Here is an 11,175-nt window from a genome sequence, read left to right on the forward strand (position 1 = left end):
GTAGAAAAGTAGAATGAAACAGGAGTGAACAAACCAATGGAAAAAGTAATGTTTATTGAAATAGGAATGGGCATCGACATGCATGGACAAAACGTCACCAAAGCCGCAGTTCGCGCTGTTCAAAATGCCATCCATCACAATTCGATGCCTGGACTGCGTTCTGTCCTGCCAGGAAACGATATCCATAACATGAAAGTAAATGTGAGACTGGCCGTTCCTACTGACAAGGACAAGCTCGACTTGGAAACGGTTCGTAAAGCACTGCCATACGGGGAAGTCTCCTTCGAAATCGTCGATGGTGGCATGCTGACGAGCAGTGGTGTCGTGATCGCTGAAAAAGAGGACAAGAACGACCTTGCCTATATTGTCATTGCTTCCGTAGAGGTAGGCTACTAGAATAGCGGCTCATCCACTACATGTGGGTGAAACCGATAACGCTCCAACTCTATTTCTCCTGCTGCTGACACGACTATCCCTTCGCTTTCCAAGGCCATTTTTTGCAACGTGAACGAATCCAAATCTTGCAATCCGATCTTTCCTTGGGCGTTGATGACCCGATGCCAAGGAAGCTTGTGCTTTTTGGACATGGAATGCAGGATGCGAACGATTTGTCTGGCAGCCCTTGGACTCCCGGCCAACGCAGCAATTTGCCCGTACGTCATGACATGGCCCGCTGGAATCCCGGCAATGATGTTTAGTGCGCGCTGCGTAAATTCGGTCATGATGACTACTCCTTCTTGCTTGATCAAAGAAAAAGGCTTGTGATTCCTCGCGATCACAAGCCTTTTCTTCTTTTATCAGGTTAAAACAGTCTTTCCAGCTCGTCAACCAGACTGCCGACGTATGCGACTGCCTCGCGGATTGGCTGCGGATCTGACATATCCACGCCAGCTTTTTTCATTAGCTCCAGCGGCGTTAATGTTCCCCCAGCTTTGAGCACCTCGATCCAACGATCAACAGCAGGCTGTCCCTCTTGCTTGATGCTCGCTGCCATTGCTGTAGAAGCGGTCAAACCAGCTGCGTATGTGTACGGATACAGCCCCATGTAATAGTGCGGTTGGCGCATCCATGTAAGACTCGCGGCCGCGTCCAGATCAACGGCATCACCCCAGAAGTCTGCGAGCACTTGCCCTTTCCATTCGGAGAGCTGTTTGGCAGTCAATGGTACGTCTTTTTGCGCTGCTTCGTACACTTTTCGTTGCATTCTCGCTTCTAGCAGATGCGTGACAAAGTTGTGGTAGTACGTATTCATCAATTGCAAAATGACCCAACGCTTCAGACGAGGATCGTCGGATTGCTCCACGATGTGCTGCGCGAGCAAGAGCTCATTGAGTGTGGAAGGCGCTTCGATAAAGTACAGGGATGGACGAGAGTTCGTAAAGCTTTGCTCTCTTGTTGCCAGCATAAAATGTCCGCAATGCCCCAGCTCATGAGCCAGCGTGAAAGCACTACGCATATTTCCTGACCACGTAATGAGAATGTAAGAGTGTTTGCTGTATGTCGTTGAGCAGAAAGCACCTGTCGATTTGCCCACGTTGTCTACATAGTCGATCCAGCGTTCATTCAGTGCTTTTTCCATGATCGCCGTGTACTCTGGTCCCATCACTTGCAAGGATGCCAATATCTTTTGCCCAGCTTCTTCAATCGTAACCGGCGGGCTGAATTCTGGATCAAGCGGTGCCTTCAAATCACAAAAGGCCAACTTCTCAAGGCCGAGCTCTTTTGCTTTCAGCTTCGCATAGCGTCTCATGTGCGGAGCAAGTTCATTCCCGATGATATCCAGAATGTTGTGGTACATATCCAATGTAACTTGCTGTGGCTTAAGCAGCATGTCCGTTACGGTCTCATAGCCACGAAGGCGAGACATGACGGTCTGTTTTTTCACCTCTGTCGCGTATACCGCAGCGAAGGAGTTCTGGTAGGAAGCGAGTGTCTTCGAGAAAGATTCATACGAAGCACGGCGCAGCGTCGTATCGGAAGACATTTCATAATCGGTCTCAAACAGCGCGAAGGATACTGGGCGTTCATTTCCCTCTCCATCATGGACGGGTGCAAATGACATGTCCGAAAGCTTTCCGCGTGCATATATGTTGTATGGTGCAGAGAAAACCTCGCCCATCGCCGCAAACGCTTCTTCCGTCTCGGCAGACAGTCGGTACGGCTTTGTTTCCAGCAAATCATTCAAGCTTTTGCGGAATATTTCGAGTCCTGGTTCTTCCTCCAAGAAGCTCTCGATTTTTCCTTCAGGCAAAGCCAAAATCTCGGAATGGATAAAAGAAAGCGCAGCGTTTAGCTGGGACACGACATCCCCTACCCGTGCAGAGTTCGCTTGGTTTTGTGGATTCGTCCCGTCTTCAGACGAGCGCAGTCTGGCATACGTCGCTGCGATATTCGCCCGAACATGGATCGCCTCGTTTGCCTCCATGCATGCCAACAACGTCTCTCCACTCGTATGCAGCTTACCTTTGAATGCAGTGACGACAGGCAGATGCTGTATGATTTCTGCTAATTCTTGCTCCCACGCTTCCTGGCTCTCAAATAGATCGTTCAGGTTCCACGTATACTCGACAGCGACTTGATCACGTGTTTGTCTTGTCTTCACTCTGACTGCCTCCTTTAATTCTGCCAATAAAATATTTTTTATGTAATAAATTTGCCTTTTCATTTGAATTTTCCTACAATTAACCAAAATAAACAAGTGGATAACTTGCTCGAATTAGGCCGTAATCTGTCTTTTTCTGCGCTTTCCTAGGAAATTCTTTCAAATCATAAGCAGGTGATTTCGGAGGGGAAGGTAAAATAGATAGAGTGCAAGTAAGCCTTTTGTTCTTAAAAGGAGGAAATGAACCATGTCTTTTGAAACCTTGTTTGACCGGTATGCTGATCTCGCAGTAAAAGTCGGCGTGAACGTACAGCCTATGCAAACGTTAGTAGTAACTGCTCCGCTATCTACCGCTCCTTTTGTAAGAAAGGTAGCCAAAAAAGCGTACGAAGCGGGTGCCAAGCACGTACATATTGAGTGGACCGACGATGAACTTACACGGATGAAATATGATTTGGCTCCTGAAGAAGCGTTTCGTGAATACCCGCAATGGAAGGTACAGGGATTAGAGGAAATGGCGGAAAATGGCGCGGCTTTTCTCTACATTTCTGCAGCGAATCCTGATTTGCTGAAGGGTGTCAGTCTTGACCGCATTTCTACTGCCAACAAAACAACTGGTCAAGCTCTCCATAAATTCCGCAGCTATACCATGTCTGATAAAGTGAGCTGGTGCGTGCTTGCAGTTCCATCACCTGCATGGGCCGCCATGGTCTTCCCGCATTTGCCACAAGAGGAACAGGAGCCTGCCCTGTGGGATGCAATCTTCCGCGCCACTCGCGCTGATATGGATGACCCTGTCCAAGCTTGGCATGACCATCATGCGACATTGAACAGCAAGGTGGACCAGCTCAATGCCAAACAGTACCGCTACCTTCATTACGAAGCTCCTGGTACCAACCTGACAATTGAGTTGCCTAAAAACCACATTTGGATTGGCGGCGGGAGCGTAAATAAAGACGGTGTCTCCTTCATGGCCAATATGCCGACAGAAGAAGTATTCACCGCGCCATTAAAAGAAGGCGTCAATGGAACCGTTCGCAGCACCAAGCCCTTGAGCTATCATGGGAATTTGATCGAGAACTTTACCCTGACGTTTGAAAAAGGAAGAATTGTCTCGGCAACTGCTGAAAAGGGAGAAGAGTCCCTGAAGCAATTAATTGAAACAGATGAAGGCTCGCATTATTTGGGAGAAGTGGCGCTGGTTCCTCATTTGTCCCCTATTTCGCAATCCGATATCATTTTCTATAACACGCTCTTTGATGAAAATGCGTCCAACCACTTGGCGATCGGGAACGCCTACAGTGTGAATATCGAAGGTGGCGCTGACATGAGCAATGAGGAATTGGCTAGCCGCGGTATCAATATCAGCCTCACTCACGTCGATTTCATGATCGGCTCTGCCGAGATGAACATTGATGGAGAAACGGCTGACGGCAAGCGTGAACCATTATTCCGCAACGGAAATTGGGCTTGAATTTAACCTGAGAATGGCATAGCGAGAGGCTGGATTTCTGTCATCCATGACAAATCCAGCCTCTTTCTTTTCATGAAGGTGAAATAATCGGATACAGGTGTCCCTGCATGGCAAAGGACGCTTTCCCCGTTTCCTCGGAAACAACAACGATCAGTGCATCGCTTTTTTCACTTAACCCCAAAGCAGCACGATGTCTGGTTCCCAGTTTTTTTTCCCCTACCACAACCTGAGATAATGGCAGTACATTGGCCGCGGAAACGATATGATTTTCCCGAATCAGGACGGCCCCATCATGCAAAGGGCTGCCGGGATAAAAGATCGACTCCAGCAAGGAATGGCTCACCGTGGCCCCAATCGGGATGCCTGCTTGCAGCAGTAGATCAAGCGGGTCCTCACGCTCAACGACAATTAATGCTCCTTGGCGCCTTTTGGCCAAGTGCTGCACGGCCTTGGATAAATCCAGATATTTTTCCGTATAGGGTGAGAGATAGCATTGTAAATAAAAGGAGGCTGCTACTGTTTCGAGTCGGCTAAACTTCGTCCGTATTTGATCAAACGTCCCGAGCACACATTCGTTTTCATTTTTTAACGCATGGATGCTCTCATCTAACGTAACGGATATTCCCCTCAGCTCTTGCAGCAATTCAGCCTTCAGCGATGATGTATCACAGTTAACTTCTAGCATATGAACCCCTCAATTTCCATTTCTCTTCACGTTTCGTCCTTTGTTTGATTGTTCCCCTCCCTGTAGGAAATCATTCTATTTCCTTGATGATAATTCCACTACAAACCGGACATAGTAACACACAAATGATGAACAGCTTATGGAGCGAAACCGAATGATAACGAAATGGAATGAGTTTCTTTCCATCGCACAAATCTCGAATGATTTTAAGTATTATCCCCTGCTGAACGAGGAAAGTCCTTTTGTTATTTCGTACTATCAAACCTTGATAAAAACAGAGCTGCTGCAAAAAAATCTCTTGCGCCCCCTCCAAGAGCGTATGGAAGCAAATGAATCAATCACGGATCTGCGCCACTTTTCCCGCTTTATCTATGTGGAGGATATTATTTATACAGACAACATACAGACAGTCGTCTCCAAAATCATGACAGGCTATGCTGCCATCCAATCGAAAGACAATCTACAGTTCTTCGCCCTCATCAATCTAGCCAATCCGACTGAAGGACTGCGAACGGACAATGACACGGAAAACGAGTTTAGTGTCGTTGGACCAAAGGTAGGCTTCGTTGAAAATATCGATATCAACCTGCATCTTATTCGCCAGCAAATCAGCACACCCAAATTAATCATTCGAGAGTTAACCTTAGGTACGCTCTCTCATACGCGCATCGCCGTTGTTTATTTGTCTGGTATTACGAATCCTCAGCACATTGAAACTGTTGAGCAAAGACTACAGGAGATCGACTTCGATATTATTTTTGATTCATCACAGCTCGATCAAATCATGAGTGATAATTCGAATACCCCTTTCCCATTGTTTTTGTCTACAGAAAGGATTGACCGGGTCATCTATGCGTTAACCCTCGGGCAAATCGTGATTATTTCCGATGCATCTCCGTATGTCATTACCGGTCCAACCACGATTTTTGATTTCTTCATTTCTCCCGAGGATTATTATTTACCGTGGATCTTATCGTCTTTATTTCGGTTGATTCGCATTTTTGGTGTGCTTTTTTCTATTTTAATGACACCTGCCTATACGGCGGTTCTCACTTTCCATTTGGAAATGATTCCGCAAGACATGCTGGCACCCATTATTTTATCGAGGAAATACGTCCCGTTTCCCCCCGTTTTAGAGGTGCTCTTCCTGGAGCTGACGATCGAGTTCTTGCGAGAAGCAGGTGCAAGGCTCCCGACAAAAGTCGGACAGACTCTTGGAATCGTAGGTGGAATCGTCATTGGTCAAGCATCTGTAGAAGCTGCCTTGACCAGCAATATATTGCTGATCATCGTTGCTCTGTCGGCGCTTGCCTCTTTCACTACCCCCATTTACAAAATGTCAAATACGATTCGTTTCCTGCGCTTCCCGCTCATTATTTTGTCTGGAATATGGGGCGGGCTTGGAATTGCCATCGGTCTCATGTTCATGCTAACTCATCTTCTTCAGCTTAAATCGTTAGGAACACCTTACCTGGCTCCGCTTTACCCTTTTCGCAGACGTAGCTTCGCGGACAGCTTCATTCGCTCTTCCTATAGCAGAACGGCCAGAAGGTCTTCTGTTATGCGCGTCATCTCACAGTGGAGATACGATCCTGACAAGGCCACTCAGAAAAGAGACATTGATGAATAGATGAAGGAGCCATCGAGGAAACCATGGTTGCAAAAAGCAAATGGATACTGGTGTTTTTTATATGGATCATAGCTGGCTGCTCTTCGACTCGAATCGTCAGCGAAGTACAACTGATTCATTCACTGGGGCTCGATATCGACGATCAAAAGATTAAAGGGGCAGCCATCACTCACGTGTACGGAAAGGAAAAGACACAGGTAGAGTTGCTGGAAACAAAAAGCTCGAATTTATTTACGATCCTCCCTGATTTTAATGCCATTACACCTTCTCAAGTGGAGCTAGGGCAATTACGCTCCGTCATTGTCGGGAGGAAATATGCTGAAAACGGAGTGGAAACGCTCGTACATACACTTTGCCGCGATCCGTCTATTGGTTTTCGCCTCCAACTCGGTGTGGCGGAACCAAAGGCATTGACAATTTTGGAGGGCATCCGTCATACGCAAGTCCCTTTTTTCATCTCCGATAGTGTCGCTCAAAATATCAAGACCCTGAATTTGCCCAAGACCAACCTGCATATTTTCTTATTCAATTTATACGGCGAGGGCCGTGATCCTTACCTTCCCTATTTCGTCATGCATAATGACAGAGTGAAGCTGGATGGTCTCGCGCTTTTCCGCGATGACAAATTCGTGCATCGCATTAATTCGAAAGAAAGCTTTTTGCTAAAAATCATGGTCGAAAAAGCCAAGAGTGGTCAAATTCCATTTGAAGTGACCATAAACAATCAAAAAGAATCCGGACTGTTGAAAACTCTTCATTCCCATGCCGCATTCGATATCAATACGGCAGAGCCTGTCCCCAGCATTAAGGTAAAGCTCACGGTAAATGGGCAAGTCAAAGATTATTCGAAGTGGCTGCAATTGTCCGATCCACAAGTATTGCGTCAAATGGAAAAAGAACTTTCCTCGTACCTGCAAAAGGAGGCGACGAGCTTTGTGAAGCATCTACAAAAGCTTGGCGTTGATCCGGTTGGATTTGGTGATTTGGTTCGCAGTCGAAGCACTTCATGGGACTACTCGCACTTTAAAAGGATTTATCCACAGATGAAAATCGCAGTGACTGCTTCAATTAAGCTGGAGCAAACGGGTGAGTAATGAATAACCAGGAGGGATCAGGTGAGTACTTCCATTCGGGAAAACGCGATGGTTTCACCTTTTTTTGTATTCTTTCTCGTGCATGCCAATATCGTGGGGGTCGGGATACTAGGGTTTCAACGGACAATCGTAACTCATGCCGGATACGATGCCTGGATCTCGGTTCTACTTGCTGGGGCAAGCATCCATCTCATTGTTTGGATGCTCTATTTTATGTTGAATGCGGGCAGTCATGATTTGTTCTCCCTTCACGAGCTCTGCTTTGGAAAATGGGTAGGAAAAGTAATGAGCTTTGTGGTATTAATCTACATCTGGATGGCTGCTTTTCTCATCTTGCGTTCTTACGTCAGTATTGTGAAGCAGTTTATTTTCCCTCTCATGCATACCTGGAGTACGACGTTCATTATCTTGCTCCTCATTCTGTACATTGTCGCTGGTGGTTTTCGCACGGTTACGGGCGTCTGCTTTATCGGTGTGGTGATTCCGGCGATTTTGATGCTTCCTTTGTTTCTTTTCCCTTTCGAGTACGCCCACCCGAATAACTTGTTCCCGATGTTTTCGCATAACCTCCCCTCCCTATTGGCGTCTGCCAAAGACGCTGTTATCAATTATATGGGTTTTGAATTACTGTTCTTTTACTACCCATTTATCAAACGAGCAGCTCACTCGCAAAAATGGGCTCACGCTGGCGTCCTTTTCAGCACGTTCCTGTATGTAGCCGTCGCTATCGTAACATTCCTCATGTTTAGCCATGGTGAACTGGATAAGATTATTTGGCCGACCTTGACCATGCTCAAAATCGTCGAAATTCCGATTTTGCAGCGACTGGAGTTCATTGTGATCTCTCTATGGCTGTTCGTGATTTTGCCAAACATCTGTCTCAACCTATGGGGGGTTACTCGCGGAATGAAACAGATATTTTGTATCAGTCAATTCCGTGCCCTCTTGCTTCTCTTAGCGTCTTTGGCAATGGGCTCCTATCTGCTCGAAGGTACGACTCCTTTGCTCATGGCACTCGATTATTATGGGAAAGTGAGCCTCGTTTTCATTTATGGCTATATACCACTGTTGTTCTTGCTCTTCCTCCTCTGGGGGAAAAAGCGAAGTACCGCACGATACCAAACTCCTGGGGCGGAAACAGAAAAAGCCCGATAGATGTCTATCGAGCTTTTCGTGCTGCGATTGTAATCCCAGCTCCTGACAAAGCTTCTCGGATGCTCTGTGCGAACTCCAACGCATGGGCACCGTCGCCGTGAATACAAATGGAATCGGCCTGAATCGGGATATCCACGCCTTGCTGGGTCAAGACAAGTCCTTCACTTACCATACGAATGACTTGCTGAAGAGATTGCTGTTGGTCTGTAATCATCGCATTCGGCTGATTGCGCGGTGTCAGTGTGCCATCCTGCTGATATGTACGGTCGGCAAACACTTCGTGCGCCGTAGCAAGACCGATTTTCTCCCCAGCACGCGTCAACTCGCTTCCCGCCAAGCCATACAGTACCAGTTCCGGATTTACTTTGTAGATGGCCAAGGCGATAGACTCAGCCAGAGCGGGTCTTGTGGCTGCCATATTGTACAAGGCCCCATGTGGCTTCACATGATGCATGACGCCCCCTTCTGCCCGTACAAACGCTTGCAAGGCGCCGATTTGATACACGACTAGATCGTAGACTTCTTCAGGGGAAATCTCCATGTTGCGGCGACCGAAACCGATCAAATCAGCGAATCCGGGGTGGGCACCGATTGCCACACCTGCCTCTACTGCCATTCTTACTGTTTTTCTCATCGTTGCAGGATCGCCAGCATGGAAACCACATGCCACATTTGCAGAGGTGATATAGGACAAAATTTCTTGATCGTTGCCCAACTGATAGGCGCCAAAACTCTCTCCCATATCACAGTTTAGATCTACTGTTTTCATCTTTTTACCTCCATCCCACGGTTACTTCTATGCCAAGCTTGATCGCCTTCATCAATGAATCCCTCTCGATAAGCGCCTTCTGAGCATCACGCAGAGAAATTTCTTGAAAGTGAATCTTTTCGCCTGGCCGCAACTGAGCGACGATCGGCAAATCTATAGTCGGCACATAGCCTATCTTCGGATAACCGCCAATGGTTTGTCTGTCTGCCATCAGGATAATAGGTTGACCGTTTGGCGGAACCTGAATCGTACCAATGGTGACCGCAGCCGAGATCAGTTCCATTGACTGCGTAAGTTCGAGCGCCGGTCCTGTTAAACGATACCCCATCCTGTCTGATTGAGTAGACACTTGAAAGGTTTGTTCGAAAAAGCTTTGACGACTCTCTTCCGTAAAATCTGCGAATTGCTCGCCTTGTATTACCCGTACAACTGCTTCTCCATTTTTGACAAACGTACTAGAAGGGATAAACCAATTCGCTTGGTAGAAGGGAGCCGCTCCTGCCTTTTTTTCCAATTGGTTAGCGAGAAATTGACTGAATGAACCTGGAGGACTTTGAACTAGCTTATCTCCTGCCGCAAGCATTCTACCCGCAAAGCCTCCGAAGCTTGCACGGAGATTCGTACTGCGACTTCCCATCACAAGTGGCACATCCCATCCGCCTGCGACTGCGAGATAGGCGCGACAGCCTTCCTTGGCCAGGCCAAACTTCAAGATGCTTCCACTCCTGATCCAGACTGCTCGATTGGGTAAGACGGATCTATCATTGATCGTGACTTTGAAGTCACCACCACAAATGGCTATTAGCATGTCCCTATGAAACAATAAGCTTGGACCTCTCATCGTCAGCTCCAGAACCGCATCCGTTTCTTGATTGCCAACTAACATGTTCGCAATCTGTACAGCTTGCTTGTCCATCACCCCGCTGACACTAACCCCATACTGCTGAAAGCCAAATCTACCTGTATCTTGAACAGTCGTGCAAAGTCCTGGCGTAATCACCTCGACACTCACTTAGTACACCTTCTCCCCGTTATCGTATTCCCGCTCGGAGATAGGACGGAAGCGAACTTTATCACCAGCGCACAAGAGACTTGGAGAACTTTCATCTGCCCGAAATAAGCGCAATGGTGTTCTTCCGATAATTTGCCACCCACCTGGGCTCTCTATCGAATAAATACCTGTTTGCAATCCTCCGATCCCTACACTCCCCATCGGAATAGATAGTCGTGGCGAGGAACGTCTCGGCGTGGCCAGTCGCTCATCCATTCCACCGAGATACGGAAAGCCGGGAGCAAATCCGATCATGTACACCAGGTACTCTGTTGTCGAATGGATCGATATCACTTCCTCTATACTAAGACCATTTTGTTTGGCGACTACCTCCAGATCTGGACCAAAGCTCCCACCATAACAAACCGGGATTTCTACCAGTCTGTACTCTTTAGAGTGAGTGCTGGAGATTTGCTGCGACATTTGCTCAAGAATAGCAACGGCACGATCGTATGGCAAAATATCATCAAGTGGATCGAAAAGAGTAATCGGATCGTAATAGACTGTAACAGTCGTAAAGCCAGGTACAGATTCGATCATACCGGGGAAAGGATGCTCCTGTAGGTATTCACAGAATAGGATGACCTTCTCATGGGTCTGTTGATCGATAACCTCTCCTAGTTTGACCATGACACCCGAGTCCCCAAGAGGAGAGAATTCATATCTAGGCAACGTTTTTCCCTCCATTTTCGAATATCGGCACTTCCACATGAAT

At 47.2% G+C, this 11,175-nt stretch carries 11 protein-coding genes; 5 read left to right on the forward strand and 6 right to left on the reverse strand.

Annotated features, from left to right (window positions below):
- Positions 1–36: 36 nt before the first annotated feature.
- Complete coding sequence (locus ASG16_RS24090; protein ID WP_056493222.1) at positions 37–396, forward strand: Lin0512 family protein; 360 nt, start codon at positions 37–39, stop codon at positions 394–396.
- Here the strand turns inward: ASG16_RS24090 and ASG16_RS24095 are convergent.
- Together ASG16_RS24095 and pepF are read right to left on the reverse strand one after the other, a co-directional pair.
- Entirely contained in the window at positions 393–722 is a 330-nt protein-coding gene (locus ASG16_RS24095; protein ID WP_056493362.1) for an MGMT family protein, read from the reverse strand. The genes ASG16_RS24090 and ASG16_RS24095 overlap by 4 nt on opposite strands.
- An 80-nt stretch (positions 723–802) precedes the next feature.
- On the reverse strand, positions 803–2,602 hold the full coding sequence (gene pepF, locus ASG16_RS24100; protein ID WP_056493220.1) for an oligoendopeptidase F: 1,800 nt from the start codon (positions 2,600–2,602) through the stop codon (positions 803–805).
- Between the two features lie 247 nt (positions 2,603–2,849).
- Here pepF and ASG16_RS24105 point away from each other — a divergent pair, with 247 nt between their 5' ends.
- On the forward strand, positions 2,850–4,076 hold the full coding sequence (locus tag ASG16_RS24105) for an aminopeptidase (RefSeq protein WP_056493217.1): 1,227 nt from the start codon (positions 2,850–2,852) through the stop codon (positions 4,074–4,076).
- 70 nt (positions 4,077–4,146) lie between these two features.
- Here ASG16_RS24105 and cdaS read toward each other — a convergent pair whose 3' ends face one another.
- The gene (gene cdaS, locus ASG16_RS24110) at positions 4,147–4,761 is read right to left on the reverse strand and encodes a sporulation-specific diadenylate cyclase CdaS (RefSeq protein WP_048032792.1); all 615 of its coding nucleotides are present in this window, start codon (positions 4,759–4,761) and stop codon (positions 4,147–4,149) included.
- Positions 4,762–4,915: 154 nt separating this feature from the next.
- On the opposite strand from cdaS, the gene ASG16_RS24115 reads away from it, so the two are divergent.
- Genes ASG16_RS24115 through ASG16_RS24125 form a run of 3 tightly spaced genes read left to right on the forward strand, consistent with a single transcriptional unit; the run spans position 4,916 to position 8,640 of the window.
- On the forward strand, positions 4,916–6,391 hold the full coding sequence (locus ASG16_RS24115; RefSeq protein WP_056493214.1) for a spore germination protein: 1,476 nt from the start codon (positions 4,916–4,918) through the stop codon (positions 6,389–6,391).
- A gap of 23 nt (positions 6,392–6,414) precedes the next feature.
- The gene (locus tag ASG16_RS24120) at positions 6,415–7,485 is read left to right on the forward strand and encodes a Ger(x)C family spore germination protein (protein ID WP_056493211.1); all 1,071 of its coding nucleotides are present in this window, start codon (positions 6,415–6,417) and stop codon (positions 7,483–7,485) included.
- Between the two features lie 21 nt (positions 7,486–7,506).
- A complete protein-coding gene (locus ASG16_RS24125) occupies positions 7,507–8,640 on the forward strand; it encodes a GerAB/ArcD/ProY family transporter (protein WP_056493209.1) in 1,134 nt (377 codons plus the stop codon).
- A 4-nt stretch (positions 8,641–8,644) separates the two neighbouring features.
- On the opposite strand, the gene ASG16_RS24130 is transcribed toward ASG16_RS24125, so the two are convergent.
- The 3 genes from ASG16_RS24130 to pxpB are packed head-to-tail and all read right to left on the reverse strand — an operon-like array spanning position 8,645 to position 11,171.
- Positions 8,645–9,409 (reverse strand): LamB/YcsF family protein, encoded by a 765-nt coding sequence (locus ASG16_RS24130; RefSeq protein ID WP_056493206.1) that lies wholly within the window; start codon positions 9,407–9,409, stop codon positions 8,645–8,647.
- 4 nt (positions 9,410–9,413) lie between these two features.
- Positions 9,414–10,421 (reverse strand): 5-oxoprolinase subunit C family protein, encoded by a 1,008-nt coding sequence (locus ASG16_RS24135; protein ID WP_056493203.1) that lies wholly within the window; start codon positions 10,419–10,421, stop codon positions 9,414–9,416.
- Positions 10,422–11,171, reverse strand: a complete 750-nt coding sequence (pxpB, locus tag ASG16_RS24140; protein WP_056493200.1) for a 5-oxoprolinase subunit PxpB — start codon at positions 11,169–11,171, stop codon at positions 10,422–10,424. It lies immediately after the preceding gene.
- Between the last annotated feature and the right edge of the window lie 4 nt (positions 11,172–11,175).

Source organism: Brevibacillus sp. Leaf182 (assembly GCF_001423865.2).
GTDB classification, from domain to species: Bacteria; Bacillota; Bacilli; order Brevibacillales; family Brevibacillaceae; genus Brevibacillus; species Brevibacillus brevis_C.